This is a genomic window from Xanthomonas graminis pv. graminis (genome assembly GCF_030168915.1).
In the GTDB taxonomy this organism is placed as follows: Bacteria; Pseudomonadota; Gammaproteobacteria; order Xanthomonadales; family Xanthomonadaceae; genus Xanthomonas_A; species Xanthomonas_A translucens.
This window is the reverse complement of record NZ_CP076255.1, coordinates 681,710-702,692: the sequence shown is the minus strand read 5'-3', so window position 1 is coordinate 702,692 and position 20,983 is coordinate 681,710. Positions and strand designations below refer to the sequence as shown.

Genomic DNA, 20,983 nt, shown 5'->3' with positions numbered 1-20,983 from the left:
CATGCACGGATGCACGAGGAACCGACCCTGAGCGCCTGGTACTACGCCGACGCCGCACGCGACCGGCACGGCCCGCTGAGCACCGCGGCGCTGCTGGAACGCCTGCGCGACGGGCTTCTCGAGCGCGACACCCTGGTCTGGCGCGAAGGCCTGCCGGACTGGCGGCCGCTGCACACGCTGGCCGACGAACTGGGCCTGCCGGCCACGGCCACGCCGCCCCCGCTGCCCCCACCGGCGATTGCCACGACCGCCGTCACTGCCGCCGCGCCGCGCAATGGCCTGTCCGGCTGCGGCGTCGGCACGCTCGTCGCGGCCGTGGTCGGCGCGGTGCTGCTGACCATCATCGGCATCCTCGCCGCCATCGCCGTCCCCGCGTATCAGGACTACACGCTGCGCGCCAAGGCCACGCAGGCGATCGGCAGCATGGCGCCGCTGCAGGCGCAGATCACCAGCTTCGCCGCGCAGCAGGGGCGCTGCCCGGTGAACGGCGACAGCGGCTTCGGCACCGCGCCGAGCTATGCCAGCGACTTCGTCGCGCAGGTGCGCATCGGCCGTTTCGACAACGGCCACTGCGGCCTGGAAGCCACCCTGCACGCGCCCGGCCAGGCCAAGCTGGATGGCAAGGCGCTGTGGCTGGACTACGATGAGCGGACGTCGGCCTGGAAGTGCAGTGCCGAGCTGGAAGACCGCTACCTGCCCGCGCACTGCCGCGGCGGCTGAGCGGAACGGATTTTCGACCGCAACCCTGGGGAACAGGAATGAGTGAGTGGTACTACGCCGATGCCGCGCAGCAGCGCCATGGACCGATGCCGGCCGAACAACTGCAGCAGCGCTTCCAGCGCGGCGAGGTGGGCCTGACCACGCTGGTGTGGCGCGACGGCCTCAGCCAATGGCGTCCGCTGGCCGATGTCGTCGACGAACTGGGCCTGACCCAGGCGCCGGCGGCGAGCGCGGCGGATGCCGCCGCCGCGGCGCCGCACGTGCCCGACGCGCAGGCCGTGCCAAGCGCCTGGACCACGCCGGACGCCGCGGCCGCGGCGCATTCGCCCTATGCCGCGCCCACCGCCACGCTCGGCGAGGAAGCGCGTTTCGTCAGCGGCGGCGAGGTGGTGCAGGCCGGCTTCTGGAAGCGCACCGCCGCCTACCTGATCGACGGCATGCTGGTCGGCATCGTCTCGCAGATGATCCAGTTGGTGATCATGCTCGGCTTCTTCGGCTTCAGCGGCCTGGGCGGCGGCCGCACCCCGGATTTCAGCACCGCCAGCGGCATCCTCATGCTGGTGCTGGCGTACCTGTTGCCGATGGCGATGTCCGCGCTGTACTTCGGCCTGTTCCATGCCTCGACCAAGCAGGCCACGCTGGGCAAGATGGCGATCGGCATCAAGGTGGTGCGTACCGACGGTAGCCGGATCAGCGTCGGCCGCGGCATCGGCCGCTACTTCGGCTTCCTGCTGAGCAGCCTGACCCTCTTCATCGGCTTCCTGATGGCCGCCTTCACCGAGCGCAAGCAGGCCCTGCACGACATGCTCTGCGACACCCTGGTGGTGGACAAATGGGCCTATACCGACCACCCGGAGTGGCAGCAGCACAAGCTGGGCACGGTCACCGTGGTGATCCTGTCGCTGTTCGGGGTGCTGATGGTCGGGCTCCTGCTGCTGGTGATCCTGGCGATCGGCGTGGCTGCGAGCGGTAGCTGGCACTGAAGCCGGGACTTGGGACCGGGGACCGGGGACCCGGAGAACGGAAGTCGGTAAAGCGCCGTTGGCTTGGGCATTTTCCGGCATTGCGGGGCGGCGGCGCTTGACAGCCGGCGCCGGACATGTCCACTAATAAAAAGAGACGCAGCTGAACGCCCGGGGTACCTGCCCCGGGCGTCGGTCGCTCTGAACCACCGCAACGCTTCACTAACCGCAGCAATTGCGCCACCCTACCGCCCCCAGGGCGCCCGCCCCGCCCATCGAAGCCCAGTCCGCCATGTCCAAGCACCTGCTCATCGTCGAATCGCCCGCCAAGGCCAAGACGATCAACAAATACCTCGGCAAGGACTTCCACGTCCTGGCCTCGTATGGGCACGTGCGCGACCTGATCCCGAAAGAAGGCGCGGTGGACCCGGACGACGGCTTTGCGATGCGCTACGCGCTGATCGAGAAGAACGAGAAGCACGTCGAGGCCATCGCCAAGGCCGCCAAGGTCGCCGACGACATCTATCTGGCGACCGACCCGGATCGCGAGGGCGAGGCGATCAGCTGGCACATCGCCGAGATCCTCAAGGAGCGCGGGCTGCTCAAGGACAAGCCGCTGCACCGGGTGGTGTTCACCGAAATCACCCCGCGCGCGATCAAGGAGGCGATGGCCAACCCGCGGCAGATCGCCGTGGACCTGGTCGATGCGCAGCAGGCGCGGCGCGCGCTGGACTACCTGGTCGGCTTCAACCTGTCGCCGGTGCTGTGGCGCAAGGTGCAGCGCGGGCTGTCCGCCGGCCGCGTGCAGTCGCCGGCACTGCGCATGATCGTGGAGCGCGAGGAAGAGATCGAAGCCTTTGTCGCCCGCGAATACTGGAGCATCGGCGCCGACTGCCTGCACCCCTCGCAGCCGTTCGCGGCCAAGCTGGTCAAGCTCGACGGGCAGAAGTTCGAACAGTTCACCATCACCGACGGCGACACCGCCGAAGCGGCGCGGATGCGCCTGCAGAAGGCCGCGCAGGGCGCGCTGCACGTTACCGACGTGGCCAGCAAGGAGCGCAAGCGCCGCCCGGCGCCGCCGTTCACCACCTCCACGCTGCAGCAGGAGGCCTCGCGCAAGCTCGGCTTCACCACCAGCCGCACCATGCGCGTGGCGCAGAAGCTGTACGAAGGCGTGACCGTGGGCGACGAAGGCACGGTCGGCCTGATCAGCTACATGCGTACCGACTCGGTGAACCTGTCGCAGGACGCGCTGGCCGAAATCCGCGACGTGATCGCGCGCGACTTCGGCACCGGCGCGTTGCCGGACAAGCCGAACATGTACCAGACCAAGTCCAAGAACGCGCAGGAAGCGCACGAAGCGATCCGTCCGACCGCGGCGCTGCGCACCCCGGCGCAGATGGCCAAGTACCTGGACGACGACGGCCGCCGCCTGTACGAACTGATCTGGAAGCGCGCGGTGGCCTGCCAGATGGTGCCGGCGACGATGAACACCGTGACCGTGGAACTGGCAGCCGGCAACGAGCACAGCTTCCGCGCCAGCGGCACCACGGTGATCGACCCAGGCTTCCTGGCCGTGTACGAGGAAGGCAAGGACCAGAAGGCCGCCGAGGACGAAGACGAAGGCCGCAAGCTGCCGGCGATGAAGCCCGGCGACCGCATCCCGCTCGACCGCATCCATACCGACCAGCATTTCACCGAGCCGCCGCCGCGGTTTTCGGAAGCCTCGCTGGTCAAGACGCTCGAGGAATACGGCATCGGCCGCCCGTCGACCTATGCCTCGATCATCCAGACCCTGCTGTTCCGCAAGTACGTGGAACTGGACGCGCGCCGCTTCCGCCCCTCGGACGTGGGCCGTGCGGTCAGCAAGTTCCTGTCCGGCCACTTCACCCGCTACGTCGACTACGACTTCACCGCCAAGCTCGAGGACGAGCTGGACGCGGTGTCGCGCGGCGAGGAGGAATGGCGGCCGCTGATGGAGAAGTTCTGGGGCCCGTTCAAGGAACTGGTCGAGGAGAAGAAGGAATCGGTGGACCGCTCCGAGGCCACCGGCGCGCGCGAACTCGGCACCGACCCCAAGACCGGCAAGCCGGTCAGCGTGCGCCTGGGCCGGTTCGGGCCGTATGCGGCGATCGGCAGCACCGCCGAGGACGCCGAGGACAAGCCCAAGTTCGCCTCGCTGCGGCCGGGGCAGAGCATGCACACCATCACCCTGGAAGACGCGCTGGAGCTGTTCCTGATGCCGCGTGCGCTGGGCGAGGACAAGGGCGAGGACGTCAGCGTCGGCATCGGCCGCTTCGGTCCGTTCGCCAAGCGCGGCAGCGTCTATGCCTCGCTAAAGAAGGAAGACGATCCGTACACCATCGACCTGGCGCGGGCGGTGTTCCTGATCGAAGAGAAGGAAGAGATCGCGCGCAACCGCATCATCAAGGAATACCCCGGCAGCGACATCCAGGTGCTCAACGGCCGCTTCGGCCCGTACATCAGCGACGGCAAGCTCAACGGCAAGATCCCCAAGGACCGCGAGCCGGCCACGCTGACCCTGGAAGAAGTGCAGAAGCTGCTGGAAGAGACCGGCAAGCCGGCACGGCGCGGCTTCGGCGCCAAGAAGGCCGCGGCGAAGAAGGAAGCGGCGCCGAAGAAGAGCGCAGCCAAGAAGGCCGCGGCCGACGCCCCGGCCAAGCCCGCGGCGAAGAAGGCGGTCAAGAAGGCGGCGAAGAAGACCGCGAAGAAAGCCGCCAAGAAAGTGGTCAAGAAGGCCGCGGCCAAGTCGGCTTGATCCACCACCGCCGCTGCTGCGGATGCGACATCCACAGCGGCGGCGGCGGATGGCCTCGATCGCCATCCATCGCGGCACGCGATCGGATCGCGCTTGCCGCGATCCAGGTGCACCGGTGCATTCGGTAGCGGCGCCGCAAAGGCTGTAAGAACCGCAGCCGCCGCACCCTGCGCACAGGCCACATCGCCGCGCAGCGCGCGCGCCGCCCTCCAGGAATCGAACCGGAACCGGCAGGACAGCGCGCGTCGCGCTTGCCAATGCCGAATCTCCCGACTCCCGGTTCCCCAGCCATTGCCTCACAACAACAGCCTGCCGCATCATCCATGCATGCCCGATCTGTCGCTCAACCAAGCCGTCGCCGTCCTGCAGCAAGGCGGTGTCATCGCCTATCCCACCGAGGCGGTCTGGGGCCTGGGCTGCGATCCGTACGACCAGGCGGCGGTGACGCGCCTGCTGCAGATCAAGCAGCGGCCGGTGGAGAAAGGCCTGATCCTGGTCGCCGCCGAACTGGAGCCGCTGCGCCCGCTGCTCGACCTGGCGGCGCTGCCGCCGGAGCGCCTGGCCGCAGTGCTGGCCAACTGGCCCGGCGCGCATACCTGGGTGTTGCCGGCCGCGGCGCAAGCGCCGCCCTGGATCACCGGCGCGCATTGCGGCATCGCGGTACGGATCAGCGCGCATCCGCTGGTGGCGGCGCTGTGCCGCGCCTGGGGCGGCGCACTGGTCTCGACCAGCGCCAACCGCGGCGGCGAGCCGCCGGCGCGGCAGCGCAGCGAACTGGATCCGCACCTGCTGGCTGCGCTCGACGGCGTGGTCGATGGGCAGACCGGCGGCCTGGCCCAGCCTACCCCGATCCGCGATGCACTCAGCGGCGAGATCCTGCGCGCCTGAGCGCGTTGCCGATCCCACGCGGTTCCGGCTTTCCCTGGCCGGCGAAGGCGCGCAAGATGCGCGCATGCCCACGCTCGTCCGCCCTGCCCTGCTCCTGACCGCGCTGCTGCCGCTGGCGGGCAGCGCCTGGGCGCAGACCAGGCAAACCACCCGCAGCGATGGCGCGCAGGGGTCGGTGCGCATCTACCGCTGCGTCGGCAGCGCCGGCGCGGTCAGCCTGCAGAACGCGCCCTGCGAGAACGCGCACCAGCAGCAGGTGCTGGACATGCAGCGCCCGCGCGATCCGCCGCCACGCCCGACCACCACGCTCAGCACCGATCCGGCGCGCGACGCCGCAGCGCCAGCGCCGCTGCCGCAGCGCGAGATCCGCATCGTGACCGTGCAGCCGCCGCAGCCGATGTACGAATGCGTGACCAGCGAGGGCCAGCGCTATACCAGCGACGACAACGAAGGCAATCCGCGCTGGGTGCCGCTGTGGGCCATCGGCTATGCCGGTGGCGACGGCGACGGCGGCGGCCATCGCCACGGCAATGGCGGCGGCGATGGCCGCCGCCCGCGCCCGCCGCAGCCGGTGTATCCAGGCGCCGGCGTGGTGGTGCCGGCCGGCAGCACGCTGATCCGCGACACCTGCAACGCGCTGCCGGCGCAGGAAGTGTGTGCGCGCCTGGCCGACCGCCGCTGGGAACTGATCCGCCGCTACAACAGCGCGCTGCAGAGCGATCGCCGCGCGCTGGAAACCGAGCAGCGCGGCATCGACGCGCGCCTGGACCGCGACTGCGGCGGCAGCTGAGATGCGCAGCGCGCTCTGCCTCGCCGCGCTGCTGGCCGGCGCCGGCGCCGCGCATGCAGAACAGGTGGTGTTCTATCGCTGCACCGATGCGCACGACAACCTGACCGTGCAGAACCAGCCATGCCCCAAGGGCATGCGCCAGCAGAAGAAGATCATGCAGGGCGTCGGCCGCGCGCCCGCACCGGGACCCGGTGCCGCGCCAGCGGCCGCAGCGGCAGCCGCAGCGCAGGCAGCGCCGGCGTTCGTACCCGCAGCAGTGCCCGTCGCCGCCCCGCCCGATTCGACCAATTCGACCAATTCGACCGATCCGCAGACAGCGCCGGCGGACGCTGCGCCAAGGCTGCCGCCACCGCCGCTATACGCCTGCACCACCTATGAGCAGCAACGCTACATCGGCGAAGTCGCCGAGCCCGCGCCGCGCTGCGTTCCCTTGCGCACCATGGGCCTGGACGGCAGCCCCGACAAGACCGGCGGCAGCGCCTGCGAAGTGCTTCGCGACCGCTGCGTGGCGCTGCCCGAGGCCGGCGCCTGCGAGGCCTGGACGACCTATGTGGCCAAAGCCGAGACGCACTGGCGTTTCGCCACATCCGAACACACCGAGCAACTGCGGCAGGAATTCCTGCGTCGCCAGCAATTGCTGCAGGCGAGCAGCTGCGGCGCGCCGGATTAGGGGCATGCCCCCGCGGATGTTCGATCCGACACTGGCCGTGTATCCGACCATGCCCTGCCTGTATCCAACCATGCCCCTGTAGGAGCGGCTTCAGCCGCGACAGGCATTGTCAGCAAAACGTCGCGGCTGAAGCCGCTCCTACACGGCCTGGCCGGCACTCGCAGTCTACCGGCGCCCTAGAACCCGTAACGCAGAAACCCGCCGTCCACCGCGATGCATTCGCCAGTGATGTAGCTGGCCGCCGGCAGGCACAGGAAACCGACCGCGGCCGCCACTTCCTCCGGCTCGCCGATCCGCCGCATCGGCGTGCGCTCGATCACCTGCTCGTAGTAGTCCGGATCCGACAGCGGCCCGGACGTGCGGCGGGTACGGATGTACCACGGCGCCACCGCATTGACCCGGATCCCGTCTTCGGCCCATTCGGCGGCCAGGTTGCGGGTCAGCTGGTGCAGCGCGGCCTTGGTCATGCCGTACGGCGCGCCGCTGCGCACGTGGGTCAGTCCGGACACGCTGCCGACGTTGACGATCGCCGCGGCCGCGTGCTGCGCCAGCAACGGATGCGCATAGCGCGACAGTTCGAACGCCGAGAACAGGTTGGTCTCGAAGATGCTGCGCCACTCGTCTTCGGTGTAGTCCACCGCGGCCTTGCTCAGGTTGCCGCCGGCGTTGTTGATCAGCAGGTGCAGGCCGTCGGCATGGTCCTCGACCCAGTCCAGGATCTCGCGGCGGTCCTCGTCGTCGGCCACGTCCGCGGCCAACGCCAGGATGCGCCGCTCCGGATAGGCGTCGGCCAGTTCGTCGCGCGCCGCTTCCAGCGCATCGATGTCGCGCGCCACCAGCATCAGCTCGGCGCCGAAGCCGAGCAGCTCGCGCGCGATCGCCAGGCCGATGCCGGCGCTGGCGCCGGTGATCAATGCGGTCTGTCCGTCCAGCCGCCAACGTTGCTGCATCGCCTTGCCTGTCTGCACCGGGGTGGGCGTAGGATAACGCCCACGCTCAACGAGGTCGCTGCCATGACGGGTTCACTGCGCTTGATGACGTTGGGACTGTCGCTGCTGGTCGCGCTGGCCGCCTGCAAGCCGGCACCGCCGAAACCGCCAGACAAGCCGCCCGAACCGCAGGCCGCCGCGCTGCGCACGGCGATCGGGCAACCGCTCGAGCGCGCCAAGCAAGCGGCGGCAGGGACCGAGCAGGCCACGGCCACGCAGAACGCCGCGATCGACGCCGCCACCGGGCAATGAAAAACGCCGGCATCGGCCGGCGTCGTTCGTTGCTTGCAGCGCACCCGCCAGTAGCGGAGGCGCATGCATCAGGCCTGCATCAGAAGCCGCAGAAGCAGTAGGCCAGCGCCTTGACCGGCGTGCCGTCGCGCTTGTCGGTGGCGTCCTGCACGAAGCGCAGCTGGGTATCCAGCTCCGGCATGCTGCGCGCCAGCATGGCGTGCGCCAGTGCCGAGTCGCCCAGCATCCACGCGCCCATGCGGCTGCCGGCGAACCCGTTGACGAACTGCGCGAACGGCGTGGCCGGCTTCTCGATGTAGCGCACGCGGTACTTGTCGCGCGCGCCCAGCTTGGCCCGCGCGGCGGCATCGGCCACCGCGTCCTTGAAGCCGCCGAACGCGTCCACCAGGCCGCGTTCCTTGGCCTGCGCACCGCTCCACACGCGGCCGCGCGCGACCTGGTCGACCGCCTCGACCGGCTTGTTGCGCGCCTGCGCGACCTTGCCGGTGAAGTCGGCGTAGCCCTTGTTGATCACCGACTGGATCACCTGTCCGACCACCGGATCCATCGGCCGGGTGACGTCGAACGCCCCGGCGAAACGGGTGGTGCCGACGCCGTCGGTATGCACGCCGATCTTGTCCAGGCTGCGGGTCAGGTTGGGGATCATGCCGAAGATGCCGATCGAGCCGGTGATCGTCGACGGGTCGGCGTAGATGCGATCGGCGTTCATGCTGATCCAGTAGCCGCCGGAGGCGGCCAGGTCGCCCATCGACACCACCACCGGCTTGCCGGCCGCCTTCAGTGCCACCACCTCGCGGCGGATCTGCTCGGAGGCGAACACTTCGCCGCCGGGCGAATCCACGCGCAGCACCACCGCCTTGACCGCCTCGTCGTCGCGCGCGTCGCGCAGCAGCGCCGCGGTCGATTCGCCGCCGATGCGCCCGGCCGGCTGCTCGCCGCCGCTGATCTCGCCCGCGGCCACCACCACCGCCACCTGCGGCCGCGAATCCACCGGCGAACGGCGCAGATCCAGCTGCTGCAGATAGGCATCCAGGTTGACATTACGGAAGCCCGTATCGGCATCGTCGTCGGCGACGCCGCGCTTGGTCAGCAGTTCCTCGACCTCCTCGCGGGTCTTCAGGCCGTCCACCAGCTTCTGCTGCAGCGCGAACTTGGCCATGTCGCCGCCGGCCGCGGCGATGCCTTCGGGCATCGTGTCGATGCCGGCAGAGATCTGCTCGGGCGCCAGCTTGCGCGCCTTGGCGATGTCGGCCACATAGCGCTGCCACACGTCGTTCATCCAGAACAGGTCGGCTTCCTTGGACGCCGGCGAGGCCGCGTCGAGCACGTACGGTTCGGCCGCGGACTTGAACTCGCCGACCTTGAACAGGTGCACGTCCACGCCGAGCTTGTCCTGCAGGCCTTCGCGGAAGTACTGGCGGTAACGGCCCAGGCCTTCCAGCACCACCGAACCCATCGGGTCCAGGTAGACCTCGTTGGCCTGTGCGGCCAACAGGTACTGCGCCTGGCTCAGGCTGTCGCTGTAGGCCACGACCTGCTTGCCGGAAGCGCGCAGGTCCTGCAGCGCTGCGGACACTTCGCGCATCGAGGCGAAGCCGCTGGGCTGCAGCTTGTCCAGGCGCAGCGCCACGCGCTCGATCTTCGGATCGGTCTTGGCCGCTTCCAGCGCGCGGATCAGGTCGCGCAGCTGGATCTCCTCGGCGCCCTTGTCGCCCATCGCCTTGGTCAGCGCGCGGCTGACCGGATCGGCGCTGAACTGCTCGACCAGGGTGCCTTCCGGCGCGATCAGCAGCGTGGTGCGGTCGCGCAGCGCCTTGGCGCCGTCGCCGCGCGCCATCGCGAACACGATCGCCAGCAGGAGCAGCAGCAGGAAGCCGAAGAACACCAGGTTCAGGATCAGCCGGCGAGTGAAGTTCATCACATCCCATAGGCCAACGAAGAAGCTGGCGATGGGGCTGCGACGCACGGGTTGGTTCATGGAAAAACTCCGGAAGGATGGTCTTGCGCGCGTGCAGCATACCGGCTGTGCCGGCGCCGCACATGCGCCTGAAGTCAGGGGTCAGGACGCCGCGGCGGCGAGCAGGCGCCCGCTGCTGAGCCGGAAGCGCGCGGCCATCATCACCGCGGCCGCGGCCAGGCCCAGGATCAGCCCGATCCACATGCCCTGCGGTCCCCAGCCCAGCCACAGGCCGAGCCCGGCGCCCAGCGGCATGCCCAGGCCCCAGTAGGAGCACAGGGCGAGCAGCATCGGCACGCGGGTGTCGTTGAGCCCGCGCAGCGCGCCGGCCGACAGCACCTGCACCCCGTCGGGGAACTGGAATGCGGCCGCGTACAGCAGCAGCGTGGACGCCAGCCCGGCCACCGCGATATCGCGGGTGTAGACGCCGACGATGGCGTCGTGGCCGAACAGCAGCACCAGCGCCGACAACACCTGGGTGCCGAGCACGATGGTATAGCCGGCCCAGGCCGCGCCGCGCACGCCGACCGCATCGCCGCCGCCGGCCGCGCGCCCGACCCGCACCGTGGTCGCCTCGGCCACGCCCATCGGCACCATGAAGCACAGCTGCGCCACGTTGATCGCGATCTGGTGCGCGGCCGCCGGCACCTCGCCCAGCCGCGCGATCAGCAAGGCGGTGACGATGAACAGTCCGCCCTCCATCAGGATGGTGATGCCGATCGGCAACCCGGTCTTCAGCAACCCGCCGATCGCGCGCAGGTCCGGCGCCTCGAAGCTCGCGAACAGGCGCAACGGTGCGAAGCGCCTGGAACGCGCCAGATAGATGGCGAAACACAGCGCCTGCAGCCACATCATGATCGCCGAGGCCATGCCCAGCCCGCCGGCGCCGCGCGCGCGCAGCCCGAACAGGCCGAAGGTCAGCACGTAGCCCAGCGGCGCCAGCACCAGCAGCCCGCCGAAGCCGAGCAGCATGGTCGGCAGCGTCCAGTGCATGCCCTCGCTGAGATAGCGCATGCAGAAGTACAGCACCATCGCCGGCACGCCCCAGCGGATCGCATGCAGGAAATCGCGCGCGCCGGGCACGATCTCCGCGGCGATGCCCAGTTGCGGCAACGCCCTCGGCATCACGCTCAGGAACGCGAACATCAGCACGCCCAGGCCCAGCGACAACCACAGCGCCTGGCGGAACATCGGCCCGATCTGCGCGTGGCGCTTGCCGCCGTCGAGCTGCGACACCGACGCGGTCAACGCGATCAGGGTGCCGATCGGAATCATCATCGGCAGCCACAACAGCGCGGTGCCGACCGTCACCGAGGCCAGCGTGCGGGTGCCATGGTGGCCGGCGATCACGTTGTCGACGAAGCTGATCAGGCCGGCGGAGATATGCCCCAGGACCAGCGGCAGGGCGAGCTGCGCGGTGCTGCGCAGTTCGCGGCCCCGGACCGAGGCCGGGGTGGAGGACGAAGACATTGCAAGACTCTGGCGATTCCGCCGACTGCGGCCGCGTCAGGAAAGCGCCGGCGCCGGGTGGCGGAGGGGCGGCATTTTACCCTGCGCGGCTGGTCGGCGCAGGCTTTGGGACGCGGGACGCGGGACGCAGGACTCGGAGAGCGGAGACGCTGCGCTCAGCGTGCGGCGCGTTGGCGCAGCCAGGCCGCGCGCGTGTCCGCGCCCTGCGCCAGCAACTCGCGGCGCAGCGTCGCGCGCTCCTGCGGCGGGGTGCGCTGCGCCAACAGCGCCAGGTGCTCGCGTTGTTCGGCCGGCAGCGTGCGCAGCAGGCCGAGCAGCGCCGCACGCTGCGCGTCGGGCACGTAGCCGAACAGCGGCTGCAGCGCCCAGTACTCGCTGCCCAGTTCCGGTCCCAGCAACCAACCGTGGCGTTCCAGCGCATCCAGCGCGGCGAATTGCGCGCGCAGCGTGTGCTGCTGCTCCACCGGCAAGCCGGCGAAGGCGCTGGCCACCTGGCGCAGGCGCGCCTGCACCGTGGCGCCCAGCGCCTCCCAGGCGGCCTGGCGCTCGCGCAACTGCGCCGGGGTCAACGCCGGCGGCGGGTCGGTCGCGGCGGCCTGTGCCGGCGCGGTGGCAACGCCACTGGCCGGTTGCGCGGCGGCGGCGTCGGCGGCCTCCTCCGCGCTCGGCGCACTGCGCTCGATCCGGGCCGGCGGCGCGCCCGCCGCATACCACGCGAAGAAATCCAGGTCGTAGACCGCCGGCTCCGGCAGCGCTGCCGGCGCAGCGGCCGGCAGCGGCGGCGCGCTGCGCGTCTCCGACTCGGCCGGCAGTTCCTCCACCTGCACCGGCCCGGCAGCGCCCAGCGCCAGGCCCGAACCGGCGCCCGCCGCGGCGGGCCGCGACGGCATGCGCCCCCACCACCAGGTGCCGAGCATGGCCAGGACCACGACCACGCTCACCGCCGCGGCCAGGCGCGCACGGGTCGGGCCGCGCCCGCCGCTACGCCGGCGCGGACGCACCGGCGTCGGCGCCGCCGGTGTGGGTGCGGGCGCCGGCGTGGGCGGCGCAGCGGCGATGGCCGCATCGCGCAACTGCGCCAGCGCCTGCAGCCGCTCCGGCGGCAGCTCGCGCAGATGCTGCTGCGCGGCGTCGGCCAGCGCGCGCCAGCCGGCGGCATCCGGCTGCCCGCCGACATCGCGCGGGCAGGCCCGCGCCAACGCCTGCTGGTAATCCTGGCCTGCTGGTAATCCTGGGTGGACTGATTCAACACCTGCGCCGCGGTCGGCTCGTCCAGCCCGGCCACGATCCGCAGCAGCAGCGCCAGGCGGTCGGCGGCGGTCAGCTTGCCCAGGTGCGCCAGCGGCAGCGGCCAGCCGCTGCGGGCGGCGGTCACGATCTGGCGCAGCGACGGGACGGCCGCGAGCAGTTTCCAGAAGTGCAGCGGCCAGTCGGCCATCGGCAGGGTCGCGGCATGGCTGCGGAACGCGCGCATCGCCGCGGCCAGCGCCGGCGCGCCGCGCTCGACGCTGCCGCTCTGCAACTCGGCCAGCACCGCGGCACGGCGTTCGATGCCGCGCAGGAAGGCGGCCAGGGCGGGGGGTGCGACCGCGCCGTCGGAGGGGGGCGCGGCGGTCATCGGAACTCCATCATCGGCGCGATGATAGCGAGGCCGCCGCCGCGCCGCGCGCTTGACAACGGCGCGCCGATCGGCTGCTTCAGGCGCCAGCCGGGCAGATCGCGGCGGCGGGTTGTGCACAAGCAGCGGCAGGGACGTCCAACGCCTCCTGTCAAGCCCCCGCAAAATCATGTTGCAGCCATGTTTCACGGCTAAGTGACTGTTATTAAATGCATTTATTGGAGTGGCGCTTTTTTGTCCAACTTGTGGCAGAGGCTTGTGAATCCGTCTTCACGGCGTGGAGCATCCCTTTCATGCACAGCTTTATCCACAGCGGGTGTGGATAAAATCGATTCTCCAAGCGGGGCAGCTATTTACGACTTGTTTATCACTTTTCGAACAGCTATCGCCCGCAACTGGCGCTCCTCGCCGCCCCCGCCGAGGGAGCCCTGGCCCCCGTCCCCCGGCCGCTAAACTAGGACCGATGCCGTCCCCTGCCGCCACCCTCCGCGTCGCCCTGCCGCTGCCGCTGCCGCAGCTGTTCGACTACCTGCCGCCGCCCGGCGACGCCGCCGGCGCCGGCGACATCGGCCGCCGCCTGCGGGTGCCGTTCGGCAACCGCGAGCTGAGCGGGGTGGTCGCCGCGCTCGGCCAGGTCGCCGACAGCGAGAGCCTGCGCACGGCGCTGGCCTGGCTGGACCCGGTGCCGCTGCTGCATGGCGAGCTGGCCGACTCGCTGCACTGGCTGGCCCGCTACAGCCACGCGCCGCTGGGCGAAGTGCTGGCGACCGCGCTGCCGGTGGCCCTGCGCCGCGGCGAGGCGCTGCCCGACACCCACGCCTGGGCCTGGCGCCTGACCGAGGCCGGCGCCAGCCACCGCGCCCGCGCCGGCACCCGCCCGCACCGCTTCGCCGCCCTGCTGGCGGACGGCCCCATGGACGAAGACCGGCTCGACCAGGCCATGGACGACTGGCGCAGCGCCGCGCGCAGCCTGGCCAAGCGCGACTTCGCCGAACGCATCGCGGTGCCGGCCAGCAGCGCGGCGCCGCAGCCGCAGCCCGGCCCCAGCCCGAACGACGAACAGCAGGTCGCGATCGACGCGGTCGTGGCCGCGCCCGGCTTCGCCCCGTTCCTGCTCGACGGGGTCACCGGCAGCGGCAAGACCGAGGTCTACCTGCAGGCCATCGCCGCCTGCCTGGCGCGCGGCCGCCAGGCGCTGGTGCTGGTGCCGGAGATCGGCCTGACCCCGCAGACCCTGGCGCGGTTCCGCGCGCGCCTGGGCGTGCCGGTGCACGCGCTGCATTCCGGACTCACCGACAACGAGCGCGCGCGGGTCTGGGCCGCGGCCTGGCGCGGCGAGGCGCGGGTGGTGGTCGGGACCCGCTCGGCGGTGTTCGTGCCGCTGCCGCAGGCCGGGCTGATCGTGATCGACGAGGAACACGATGGCAGCTACAAGCAGCAGGACGGGATCCGCTACCACGCCCGCGATTTCGCACTGGTGCGCGGCAAGGCGCTGGACGTGCCGGTGCTGCTGGGCAGCGCCACGCCGTCGCTGGAAAGCCTGCACAACGCCGCCAGCGGCCGCTACGCGCACCTGCGCCTGACCCGCCGCGCCGGCGCGGCGCGGCCGCCGACGGTGCGCGTGCTCGACGTGCGCAAGCGGCCGCTGCAGGACGGGCTGTCGCCGGAGGTGCTGGCCGGCATCGGCAGCGCGCTGGCCGACGGCGGCCAGGTGCTGGTATTCAAGAACCGCCGCGGCTACGCGCCGGTGCTGCTGTGCCACGACTGCGGCTGGACCGCGCCGTGCCAGCGCTGCAGCACCCCGCTGCACGCCACGCCGATGACCGTGCATGCCGGCGGCCGGCGCCTGCAATGCCACCACTGCGGCGCGCGCCAGCCGGCGCCGCTGGCCTGCCCGGACTGCGGCAGCCTGGCGCTGCAGCCGCAGGGCATCGGCACCGAGCGCCTGGAAGAACGCCTGCTGCAGGCCTTCCCCGACGTCCCCGTGCTGCGCATCGATCGCGGCACCACCCAGCGCCGCGACGCGCTGGAGACGCAGCTGGCCACGCTCGGCACCGCACCGGGAATCCTGGTCGGCACGCAGATCCTGGCCAAGGGCCACGACCTGCCGCAGCTGACCCGGGTGGTGGTGGTCGGCATCGACGAAGGCCTGTTCTCGGCCGACTTCCGCGCCAGCGAGAAACTGGCGCAGCAGCTGATCCAGGTCGCCGGCCGCGCCGGCCGCGCCGCGCGCCCGGGCGAGGTGTGGCTGCAGACTCACCATCCCGGCCATGCGCTGCTGGAGACCCTGGTGCACGGCGGCTACCACGCCTTCGCCGAGGCCGAACTGGCGCAGCGCGAAGCGGCCGGCTTCCCGCCGTTCGCGTACCTGGCGCTGCTGCGCGCCGAGGCCAAGCAGGTCGAACACGCCAACGCCTTCCTCAGCGCGGTGCGCGCGCTGCTGCCGGAGCAGGCCGACGTGCAGCGCTTCGGGCCGATGCCGGCGCCGATGCCGCGCCGCGCCGGTTTCCAGCGCACCCAGTTGCTGTTGTCGGCGCCAACGCGGCGCGCGCTGCATGCGGTGCTGGACGCGGCGGTGCCGGCGATCTACGCGCTGCCGCAGGCGCGGCGGGTGCGCTGGTCGCTGGATGTGGATCCGCAGGATCTGTACTGAGCCGGGCGCGTTCTCAGCGCGGCATGGCCAGCGCTTCCAGCAGCTGCGCGCGCAACGCGTCCGCATCGCCTGCTTCCACGCAGCGCCACGCGCCGGCATCCGCGCCGAGGCCGCAGGCGGCGGTGGCGATCACCGGCTTGCCCAGCGCCAACGCCAACGCCAACCGCAGGCCGCCCAGGCGCGACGGCGCCGCCGCGGCGGGCGAAACAAGCGGCCGCTCCGTCGCTGTCGCGCGTATTCCCGCGCGCGCTCCGCATCCCTGCCGGCGCCTGCCATCGCGCTACTATAGGAGCCATGCCGTTCCAGCCCCCAGTTCCTGCACGGCGCCGCGACCGCTGCCTGCATCACGGCGCCGCGCTGCACCGGGTGGGGGCGGCGTCCGCGGCCGGCGCCAGCGTCGCGACAGCCGCTTGCGCCTCGTCTTTGCGTCCCCCTGGAGTCCTGCATGGCTGACCCGCACGTGCCGCACCTGATCGTGATCGGCGGCGGTTTCGCCGGGTTGTGGGCCACGCGCGCGCTGGCCAAGGCGCCGCTGCGCATCACCCTGATCGACCGCCGCAACCACCACCTGTTCCAGCCGCTGCTGTACCAGGTCGCCACCGCCGGCCTGTCGTCGCCGGACATCGCCGCGCCGCTGCGCCAGATCCTGCGCAAGCAGGGCAACGTGGAAGTGCGCCTGGGCGAAGTGCTGCGCCTGGACAAGCAGGCGCGGCAGGTGCACTTGGCCGGCGGCGAGACGCTGGACTACGACTACCTGCTGGTCGCCACCGGCGCCACCCATGCCTACTTCGGCCACGACGAATGGGCCAGGCACGCGCCCGGGCTGAAGACCCTGGACGACGCGCTGCACCTGCGCCGCCACCTGCTGCTGGCGTTCGAACGCGCCGAAGCCGAGAGCGACCCGGCCGCGCGTGCGGCCTGGCTCAGCTTCGCCATCGTCGGCGGCGGCCCGACCGGGGTGGAACTGGCCGGCACACTGGCCGAGATCGCGCGGCATACGCTCAAGCACGAATTCCGCCGCATCGATCCCGCCGAGGCCAGGGTGCGGCTGATCGAAGCCGGCCCGCGCGTGCTCGCCTCGTTCCCGGAACGGCTGTCGGCCAAGGCGCAGAAACAACTGGAAAAGCTCGGCGTGGAGGTGCTGACCGGCGTGCCGGTGGCCGACATCGACGCCAGCGGCTACCGCCTGGGCAGCACCTTCGTGCCCGCGCGCACCGTGGTCTGGGCCGCCGGCGTGGCCGCCTCGCCGCTGGCGCGGACCCTGGACGTGCCGCTGGACCGCAGCGGCCGGGTGCAGGTGCAGCCGGACCTGAGCATCCCCGGGCATCCGGAAGTGTTCGTCGCCGGCGACCTGGCCGCGCTGCAGCAGGCCGACGGCAAGCCGGTACCCGGGGTGGCGCCGGCGGCCAAGCAGATGGGCCGGCACGTCGCCGAAAACCTGGCGAAACGGCTGCGCGGCGAAGCCGGCGACGCACCGTTCCGCTATGCCGACTACGGCAACCTGGCCACCATCGGGCGCATGGCCGCGATCGTGCACCTGGGCCGGCTGCAGCTGTCCGGCCTGCTGGCCTGGTGGTTCTGGCTGGCCGCGCACGTGTTCTTCCTGATCGGCTTCCGCAACCGCCTGGTGGTGCTGCTCAACTGGGCCTGGGCGTACTGGAGCTACCAGCGCGCGGCGCGCATCATCCTCGGCGACGACGCGCGCCAGGGCGCGCCCGCGCCGCCGCCGGACGCGTGACACCCCTGGGGCGCGGCTGCGATCCTGGCCGCCCTTTGCCACTGTGCAGTGCCCTCTTGGCGACCTTCCTGTTCCTGCTCGACCTGCTCGGCACCTTCGTGTTCGCGATCAGCGGCGCCACCGTCGGCGTGCGCCACCGCCTGGACCTGTTCGGCGTGCTGGTGCTGTCGTGCGCGGCCGCGGTGTCCGGCGGCATCGCCCGCGACGTGCTGATCGGCGCCACCCCGCCGGCCGCGCTCGGCGATGCGCACTACCTGGGCGTCGCCTGCCTGGCCGGGCTGCTGACCTTCTACAGCCACAACACGGTCGAGCGCCTGCGCAACCCGGTGCAACTCTTCGACGCGCTCGGCCTGGCGCTGTTCGCGGTGTACGGCACCAGCAAGGCGCTGGCGTTCGGCCTGGGCCCGCTCAGCGCGACCCTGCTCGGCATGCTCAGCGGCATCGGCGGCGGCATCGTGCGCGACCTGCTGGTGGCGCGCACGCCGGTGGTGCTGCAGGCCGAGCTGTACGCGGTGGCGGCCTTGCTCGGCGGCGGCGTGGTCGCCGCAGCGCATGCGCTGCACCTGCCGCAGCCGTGAGGATTGGCGATCGGCGCCACGCTGTGTTTCGGCCTGCGCTTCATGGCGATCCGCTACGGCTGGCACCTGCCGGTGGCGCGGCCACCGCGGGAGCCGTGACCGGCAACACGCGCGTCTGCACCGCGGGCGGCATGCCGGTTTCCACGCGTCTTGCGCAACGAAAAAGGCCCGGAAAACCGGGCCTTTCTGCTTGGCGGATGGATCGTCCGCAACTACGCAACCCTTACGCCACGAACAACGCCTTCATCTTCTTCAGCGCGTTGGCTTCGATCTGGCGGATGCGCTCGGCGGACACGCCGTACTCGTCGGCCAGCTCCTGCAGCGTGATCTTGCTGTCGGCATCCAGCCAGCGGCGCTTGATGATGTCGCGCGAACGCGCATCCAGTTCGGCCAGGCCTTCGCGCAGCAGCTGCAGCTGGTTGCCCTCGCTGTCGGCGCGCTCGTAGGCCTGCGAGGGATCTTCCTCGGCGGCCATCAGGTAGGCGGCCGGCGACGGCGGCGCGTGGTCGTCGTCGTCGTCGGACGGCGCATCGAAGCCGATGTCGCGGCCGGACAGGCGCGACTCCATCTCCAGCACCTCGCGTTCGGACACATTGAGATCCTTGGCGACCGCGGTCACTTCCGCCGCGTTCATCCAGCCCAGGCGGGTCTTGGACTTGCGCAGGTTGAAGAACAGCTTGCGCTGCGCTTTGGTCGTGGCGACCTTGACGATGCGCCAGTTCTTCAGAATGTACTCATGCATTTCGGCACGGATCCAGTGCACCGCGAAGCTGACCAGGCGTACGCCCATTTCCGGGTCGAAGCGCTTGACCGCCTTCATCAGGCCGATGTTGCCTTCCTGGATCAGGTCGCCCAGCGGCAGGCCGTAGCCGTTGTAGCCGCGGGCCACGTGGACCACGAAGCGCAGATGCGAATGGACCAGTTCGCGCGCCGCGTCCAGGTCTTCCTGGTCGCGATAACGCACCGCCAGCGCGCGCTCCTCTTCGGAGGTCAGCACCGGAATCTGATGCACGGCGCCGATATAGGCATCCAGCGAACCGAGCGGACTGGGGATCGGAAGATTGTTGGCCACCAGCGCGGTGGCAGGGATGGTCTGGCTCATAGGGCTCATCTTAGCAGTCAACTAACTAGACTGCTGGGTACAGTAAAAAGTTCCTGCGTTCTGTTTATGCAACATTCGACTCAGGAAACGGACTGTGACGGAAGCCATTGGAACACTGGGCAAGGCAGGCGTAACCGGTTACGAGCGCCAAAACTAGCACCGCTCCTGCGAAATTTGCGTACACGCGGCGCACCTCGGGCATCGCCGTCGAACCACGGTTCAGCCGCCGCCCGCCGCCGCGTCCAGCGCCGCGCGCGGCGGCAGGCTCCAGTCGATCGGCGCGGCGCCGCGGCGGCGCAGGTAGTCGTTGGCCGCGGAGAAATGCTTGCAGCCCAGGAAGCCGCGGTGCGCCGACAGCGGCGAGGGATGCGGCGCCTTCAACACGCGGTGGCGGCGGGTGTCGATGACCTTGCCCTTGGCCTGGGCATAGCTGCCCCACAGCAGGAAGACCAGGCCTTCGCGCTCGCGGTTCAGGGTGTCCACCACATGGTCGGTAAAGCCCTCCCAGCCCTTGCCCTGGTGCGCGCCGGCGCGCCCTTCCTCGACCGTGAGCACCGCATTGAGCAGCAGCACGCCGCGCTGCGCCCACGGCAGCAGGCAGCCGTGATCGGGACGGCGGATGCCCAGGTCGTCCTCGATCTCCTTGTAGATGTTCAGCAGCGACGGCGGCACCGGCACTCCGGGCAGCACCGAGAAGCACAGCCCGTGCGCCTGGCCGTAGCCGTGGTACGGATCCTGGCCGAGGATCACCACTTCGACCCGGTCGAACGGGGTCGCGTCGAACGCGGCGAAGATCTGCCGCCCGGGCGGGAACACGCGTGCGCCGGCCGCCTTGCGCTGGCGCAGGAACGCGGCCAGTTCGCGCATTTCCGGGCGCAGCAGCCAGTCGCCGATCTGCGCCTTCCAGGAGGGTTCCAGCTGGATCCGGGTGTCGTCTTCGCTACGCATGCAGGGTCGGTGGAGGTGTCGGTCAGAAGGTCACGGCATTGTCGCTGAGCTTGGCCAGGCGCAGCTGGAACAGCACCTTGGTGACCAGCAGGCGCTCCTCGATCGGCTTTTGCACCAGGTCGTTGGCGCCGGCGCGCAGCAACTCGGACTGGTTGTGCGGGTTGCTGTCGCCGGTCATCACCAGCACCGGCATGCGCCGCTTGCCGTAGGCGAAGTCGATGCGGATGCGCTGCACCACGTCGCGGCCGTTGAGTTCGCCCTTCAGGGTGACGTCGGTCAGCACCAGGTCGATGCGGCGGGTGGTGCGGCCCAGCGATTCGGCGGTGAGCAGCGCGAACGCGTCCTCGGCGGTCAGCACGTGCACCACGTGCAGTTCCTGGCGCTCGAGCATGCGCTTGGTCGCCTCTGCCACCACCCGGCTGTCCTCGACGTAGAGGATGGTGGCGCCGACCACCGGCTGCGGCTGTACGTAGCCGCGGATGAAGGTCGCCAGCGCCTCATGGCCCAGCGCCTTGTCGAAATAGTCGGTGACGTATTCGGTGAAGCGGCGTTCGACCAGATGCTGCTGCGCGTCGCCGGAGACCACGATCACCGGCACGTAGGCCTGGCCCGCGGCCTCGCGCACGCTGCGTGCCAGGGCCAAGCCGTCGCCGTCGGGCAGCGCCAGCGAGGTGGTGACCAGGTTCACCGGGCCGGCCTCCAGCGCGGCGCGCGCCTCGGCGATGCTGGCGCAGCCGACCACTTCCACGTCCGGCAGTTCGCGGTGCAGCACATCGGCGATCAGCTTGCGCACCAGCTTGGAGCCGTCCACGACCATCACCCGCGGTGCGTCGCTGATCAGGTGCTTGAGCTCGTGCCGGGACATGCGC

The 20,983-nt window shown here is 70.8% G+C and carries 18 protein-coding genes and 1 pseudogene; 10 read left to right on the top strand and 9 right to left on the bottom strand.

The genetic code is table 11. The features are described 5' to 3' along the window. Positions 1–27 precede the first annotated feature (27 nt). The 6 genes from KHF85_RS02995 (at position 28) to KHF85_RS02970 (ending at position 6,809) form a co-directional block, all read left to right on the top strand. Positions 28–720, top strand: coding sequence for a pilin (locus KHF85_RS02995; RefSeq protein WP_284569459.1), 693 nt, complete (start codon positions 28–30; stop codon positions 718–720). A gap of 38 nt (positions 721–758) precedes the next feature. Then, positions 759–1,703, top strand: coding sequence for an RDD family protein (locus tag KHF85_RS02990; RefSeq protein ID WP_284568465.1), 945 nt, complete (start codon positions 759–761; stop codon positions 1,701–1,703). 271 nt (positions 1,704–1,974) lie between these two features. After that, positions 1,975–4,461, top strand: a complete 2,487-nt coding sequence (locus KHF85_RS02985; RefSeq protein WP_064542892.1) for a DNA topoisomerase I — start codon at positions 1,975–1,977, stop codon at positions 4,459–4,461. 327 nt (positions 4,462–4,788) lie between these two features. Then, positions 4,789–5,349, top strand: coding sequence for a Sua5/YciO/YrdC/YwlC family protein (locus KHF85_RS02980; protein WP_284568464.1), 561 nt, complete (start codon positions 4,789–4,791; stop codon positions 5,347–5,349). A 64-nt stretch (positions 5,350–5,413) separates the two neighbouring features. After that, entirely contained in the window at positions 5,414–6,139 is a 726-nt protein-coding gene (locus KHF85_RS02975) for a DUF4124 domain-containing protein (RefSeq protein ID WP_284568463.1), read from the top strand. Between the two features lies 1 nt (position 6,140). Next, positions 6,141–6,809 (top strand): DUF4124 domain-containing protein, encoded by a 669-nt coding sequence (locus tag KHF85_RS02970; RefSeq protein WP_284568462.1) that lies wholly within the window; start codon positions 6,141–6,143, stop codon positions 6,807–6,809. Positions 6,810–6,985: 176 nt separating this feature from the next. Here the strand turns inward: KHF85_RS02970 and KHF85_RS02965 are convergent, their stop codons facing one another. After that, positions 6,986–7,759 (bottom strand): SDR family oxidoreductase, encoded by a 774-nt coding sequence (locus tag KHF85_RS02965; RefSeq protein WP_064542883.1) that lies wholly within the window; start codon positions 7,757–7,759, stop codon positions 6,986–6,988. A 63-nt stretch (positions 7,760–7,822) separates the two neighbouring features. Here KHF85_RS02965 and KHF85_RS02960 point away from each other — a divergent pair, with 63 nt between their 5' ends. Further along, the gene (locus KHF85_RS02960) at positions 7,823–8,050 is read left to right on the top strand and encodes a hypothetical protein (protein WP_284568461.1); all 228 of its coding nucleotides are present in this window, start codon (positions 7,823–7,825) and stop codon (positions 8,048–8,050) included. 79 nt (positions 8,051–8,129) lie between these two features. On the opposite strand, the gene sppA is transcribed toward KHF85_RS02960, so the two are convergent. From sppA to KHF85_RS02940, 4 genes are all read right to left on the bottom strand, one after another. Beyond that, positions 8,130–10,028, bottom strand: a complete 1,899-nt coding sequence (gene sppA, locus KHF85_RS02955; RefSeq protein WP_284568460.1) for a signal peptide peptidase SppA — start codon at positions 10,026–10,028, stop codon at positions 8,130–8,132. 81 nt (positions 10,029–10,109) lie between these two features. Then, positions 10,110–11,477, bottom strand: a complete 1,368-nt coding sequence (locus KHF85_RS02950; RefSeq protein WP_284568459.1) for an MATE family efflux transporter — start codon at positions 11,475–11,477, stop codon at positions 10,110–10,112. A 155-nt stretch (positions 11,478–11,632) separates the two neighbouring features. After that, positions 11,633–12,418 (bottom strand): hypothetical protein, encoded by a 786-nt coding sequence (locus KHF85_RS02945; protein ID WP_284568458.1) that lies wholly within the window; start codon positions 12,416–12,418, stop codon positions 11,633–11,635. After that, positions 12,415–13,095 (bottom strand): hypothetical protein, encoded by a 681-nt coding sequence (locus KHF85_RS02940; RefSeq protein WP_284568457.1) that lies wholly within the window; start codon positions 13,093–13,095, stop codon positions 12,415–12,417. The genes KHF85_RS02945 and KHF85_RS02940 overlap by 4 nt, the downstream gene beginning before the upstream one ends. A 463-nt stretch (positions 13,096–13,558) precedes the next feature. Between KHF85_RS02940 and KHF85_RS02935 the strand changes: the two genes are divergently transcribed. Beyond that, positions 13,559–15,748, top strand: coding sequence for a primosomal protein N' (locus tag KHF85_RS02935; protein ID WP_284568456.1), 2,190 nt, complete (start codon positions 13,559–13,561; stop codon positions 15,746–15,748). Between the two features lie 13 nt (positions 15,749–15,761). Here the strand turns inward: KHF85_RS02935 and KHF85_RS02930 are convergent, their stop codons facing one another. Further along, entirely contained in the window at positions 15,762–15,911 is a 150-nt protein-coding gene (locus KHF85_RS02930) for a glycosyltransferase family protein (RefSeq protein ID WP_284568455.1), read from the bottom strand. A 282-nt stretch (positions 15,912–16,193) separates the two neighbouring features. Here KHF85_RS02930 and KHF85_RS02925 point away from each other — a divergent pair, with 282 nt between their 5' ends. Both KHF85_RS02925 and KHF85_RS02920 read left to right on the top strand, forming a co-directional pair. Then, positions 16,194–17,486 carry an NAD(P)/FAD-dependent oxidoreductase gene (locus KHF85_RS02925; protein ID WP_284568454.1) on the top strand — a complete coding sequence of 431 codons (1,293 nt, stop codon included), beginning with the start codon at positions 16,194–16,196 and terminating at the stop codon, positions 17,484–17,486. A 56-nt stretch (positions 17,487–17,542) separates the two neighbouring features. Beyond that, positions 17,543–18,163, top strand: a pseudogene (locus KHF85_RS02920) (trimeric intracellular cation channel family protein). 124 nt (positions 18,164–18,287) lie between these two features. On the opposite strand, the gene rpoH reads toward KHF85_RS02920, so the two are convergent. The 3 genes from rpoH to KHF85_RS02905 all read right to left on the bottom strand — a co-directional run bounded on the left by rpoH (position 18,288) and on the right by KHF85_RS02905 (position 20,979). Next, positions 18,288–19,166: an RNA polymerase sigma factor RpoH gene (gene rpoH / locus KHF85_RS02915; RefSeq protein ID WP_053834114.1), complete on the bottom strand. Its 879-nt coding sequence runs from the start codon at positions 19,164–19,166 to the stop codon at positions 18,288–18,290. A 219-nt stretch (positions 19,167–19,385) separates the two neighbouring features. Then, positions 19,386–20,114: a uracil-DNA glycosylase gene (gene ung / locus KHF85_RS02910; protein ID WP_284568453.1), complete on the bottom strand. Its 729-nt coding sequence runs from the start codon at positions 20,112–20,114 to the stop codon at positions 19,386–19,388. 22 nt (positions 20,115–20,136) lie between these two features. After that, on the bottom strand, positions 20,137–20,979 hold the full coding sequence (locus KHF85_RS02905) for a response regulator (protein WP_064542860.1): 843 nt from the start codon (positions 20,977–20,979) through the stop codon (positions 20,137–20,139). Positions 20,980–20,983: the final 4 nt, after the last annotated feature.

Excerpts from the sequence above, each read along its gene's own strand:
- KHF85_RS02975 (WP_284568463.1), top strand. The coding sequence starts at position 5,414 with ATGCCCACGCTCGTCCGCCCTGCCCTGCTCCTGACCGCGCTGCTGCCG.
- KHF85_RS02935 (WP_284568456.1), top strand. The coding sequence starts at position 13,559 with ATGCCGTCCCCTGCCGCCACCCTCCGCGTCGCCCTGCCGCTGCCGCTG.
- rpoH (WP_053834114.1), bottom strand. The coding sequence starts at position 19,166 with ATGAGCCAGACCATCCCTGCCACCGCGCTGGTGGCCAACAATCTTCCG.
- KHF85_RS02940 (WP_284568457.1), bottom strand. The coding sequence starts at position 13,095 with ATGACCGCCGCGCCCCCCTCCGACGGCGCGGTCGCACCCCCCGCCCTG.
- KHF85_RS02965 (WP_064542883.1), bottom strand. The coding sequence starts at position 7,759 with ATGCAGCAACGTTGGCGGCTGGACGGACAGACCGCATTGATCACCGGC.
- KHF85_RS02970 (WP_284568462.1), top strand. The coding sequence starts at position 6,141 with ATGCGCAGCGCGCTCTGCCTCGCCGCGCTGCTGGCCGGCGCCGGCGCC.
- KHF85_RS02990 (WP_284568465.1), top strand. The coding sequence starts at position 759 with ATGAGTGAGTGGTACTACGCCGATGCCGCGCAGCAGCGCCATGGACCG.
- sppA (WP_284568460.1), bottom strand. The coding sequence starts at position 10,028 with ATGAACCAACCCGTGCGTCGCAGCCCCATCGCCAGCTTCTTCGTTGGC.
- KHF85_RS02925 (WP_284568454.1), top strand. The coding sequence starts at position 16,194 with ATGGCTGACCCGCACGTGCCGCACCTGATCGTGATCGGCGGCGGTTTC.
- KHF85_RS02985 (WP_064542892.1), top strand. The coding sequence starts at position 1,975 with ATGTCCAAGCACCTGCTCATCGTCGAATCGCCCGCCAAGGCCAAGACG.
- KHF85_RS02905 (WP_064542860.1), bottom strand. The coding sequence starts at position 20,979 with ATGTCCCGGCACGAGCTCAAGCACCTGATCAGCGACGCACCGCGGGTG.
- KHF85_RS02980 (WP_284568464.1), top strand. The coding sequence starts at position 4,789 with ATGCCCGATCTGTCGCTCAACCAAGCCGTCGCCGTCCTGCAGCAAGGC.
- KHF85_RS02950 (WP_284568459.1), bottom strand. The coding sequence starts at position 11,477 with ATGTCTTCGTCCTCCACCCCGGCCTCGGTCCGGGGCCGCGAACTGCGC.
- ung (WP_284568453.1), bottom strand. The coding sequence starts at position 20,114 with ATGCGTAGCGAAGACGACACCCGGATCCAGCTGGAACCCTCCTGGAAG.
- KHF85_RS02960 (WP_284568461.1), top strand. The coding sequence starts at position 7,823 with ATGACGGGTTCACTGCGCTTGATGACGTTGGGACTGTCGCTGCTGGTC.